The organism is Arsenicibacter rosenii (assembly GCF_001870735.1).
GTDB classification, from domain to species: domain Bacteria; phylum Bacteroidota; class Bacteroidia; order Cytophagales; family Spirosomataceae; genus Arsenicibacter; species Arsenicibacter rosenii.
Genome location: NZ_MORL01000102.1, coordinates 1 through 2,276 on the forward strand (window position 1 = coordinate 1; position 2,276 = coordinate 2,276).

Consider the following 2,276-nt stretch of genomic DNA (forward strand, 5'->3'; position numbering starts at 1 on the left):
TCGATGAAGTAATCGTAACGGCCCTTGGCGTAAAGCGCGAAGAGCGGTCTCTGGGTTATGCGGTACAGAAAGTTAGCGGCAACACCCTGCAGACGGTAAAAGGGGTCAACGTAGCTACCTCATTAACGGGTAAGGTTTCCGGTCTCTGGATTAAAAACAGTACCGAATTCAACGAAGCACCCAGTCTCTCGCTACGCGGCGAAACCCCTCTGCTCGTGATTGACGGGGTACCCTACGGCAACATGAGCCTGAGCAATATCCCGCAGGATGACATCGAAAGCATCGATGTCCTGAAAGGCCCGACCGCAGCGGCCCTCTATGGTTCACGCGGTGGCAGCGGTGCGGTAATCGTTACGACAAAACGCGGTGCGGGGTCAAAAGGCCTGACCGTAACGGTGAATTCAAACAACATGTTCAATGCAGGTTTCCTGATGCTGCCTAAGGTGCAGACGAGCTACAGCGCCGGTTTAGGTGGTGTGTATGATCCGACTGACTACGTTTGGGGCGCTAAGCTGGACATCGGCCAGAAGGCCATGCAGTGGAATCCGCTGACGAAACAAACGGAGCTGACCGAACTGACATCACGCGGCAAAAACAACTTCAGCGACTTCCTGGTACCGGGCATGATCTCAAACAACAACATCAGTCTGAGTCAGTCGGGAGAAAACGGCAGCGTCCGGGCATCCATCACGCACATTTATAACAAAGGCCAGTACCCGAACCTGCAGGCCAATGCCCTGAATTTCAGCCTCAGCGGCGAAATGAAAGTGGGCGATAAGTTCTCACTGAACAGTCAGATCGGGTATAACCGCAAAACGGCTCCCCAGATTTTCGGGTCGGGTTACAGCGCGCAGGGCTATATCTACAACATCCTGATGTGGATGGGGCCGGAGTTTGACCTGAGCCAGTACAAAGATTACTGGCTGATTCCGAATGAGCGGCAGAACTGGCACTACAAAGCCTGGTACGATAACCCGTACCTGATGGCCTACGAAAAACTGAACGGCATTGAACAGAATAAAATGAATGCCAACATTACGGCTACGTTCGCCCTGTTCCCGGGCGCCAAAGTCTTGATCCGGCCGGGCTTCGACTGGTATCAGAATGACGAAACAAAGCGGAACCCGCCAAATATCCTGTCGACCCGGGGCTGGGATGCCGCCGGTCTGTACTCGATTGACAAGCGTACGGGTTACAGCTTCAACGGCGACGCGATTGTGACCTACAACCGGACGTTCGGTGCCCTTGCCATCGACGCTCTTGCCGGAGGGACAATCTATAACTGGAAAGATGCCGACCTCTATAGTGCCACCCGTGGCGGGATTGTGATCCCGGGCTTCTATTCCCTGAACAACTCGGTAGAACGGCCGAACGTAAGCACGTGGACAAACCGGAAGCAGGTAAACAGTTTATACGGCAAGGCAACGCTGTCGTACCAGAACCGGATCTTCCTCGACGTTACCGGCCGGAATGACTGGAGTTCGACAATGCCGAAAATCTCACGCTCGTATTTCTATCCGTCGGTAGGGGGTAGTGTGGTAGTCAGTGAGTTTGTCAACTCATTACCAGCCTGGCTGGATTTTGCTAAAGTCCGTGGTTCATGGACGATGTCGAAAACGGATCTTGGCGTATATGCCACCAACCAGACCTATTCAACCGTTACGGCCGACTGGGATAACCTGAACTCGGCGGCCTATCCGACCACCATTCTGGGCGGTTCCGTAAATCCGGAAACGAACCGTACGTGGGAAGTCGGGATGTCGGCGTATTTCCTGGGCAAACGCTTTAAGTTCGACGCCGCGTACTTCAATAAGTACAACTACAACATTCAGCGGAGTGCCAGCATTTCGTCAGGCTCAGGCTTTACCACGACGCTGATCAACATCGACGAGACCTACGTCCGTCGCGGTGTCGAGCTCAGCCTTGATGCCAATATCATGAAAAAAGCTGACTTCCAGTGGGATGCGACTGCCAACTATTCGTATAACCACCGGTATTTCAAATCGCTGGACCCGACCTATTCGGCCAAAAACGCCTGGACGGTGGCAGACGGACGCGTAGATACCTATACCGGCCGGATCTGGGTAACGGACCCGCAGGGGAATCTGGTTCACCGGGCCAACGGTCTGCCGCTGGCCAGTGACTACAACTACCTTTATGGCTACACAGATCCGAAATTTATCTGGGGCTTGTCCAACAACTTCCGGTACAAGGATTTCCGGATCGGCATCAGCTTCGACGGCCGCGTCGGCGGTTTCCTCAACAACTACTCGTCG

1 protein-coding gene is annotated in these 2,276 nt (G+C 53.9%); it reads left to right on the forward strand.

The window, feature by feature from the left end:
• The coding region (locus tag BLX24_RS30020) for a SusC/RagA family TonB-linked outer membrane protein (RefSeq protein ID WP_083422271.1) at positions 1 to 2,276 on the forward strand (2,276 nt) is incomplete at both ends.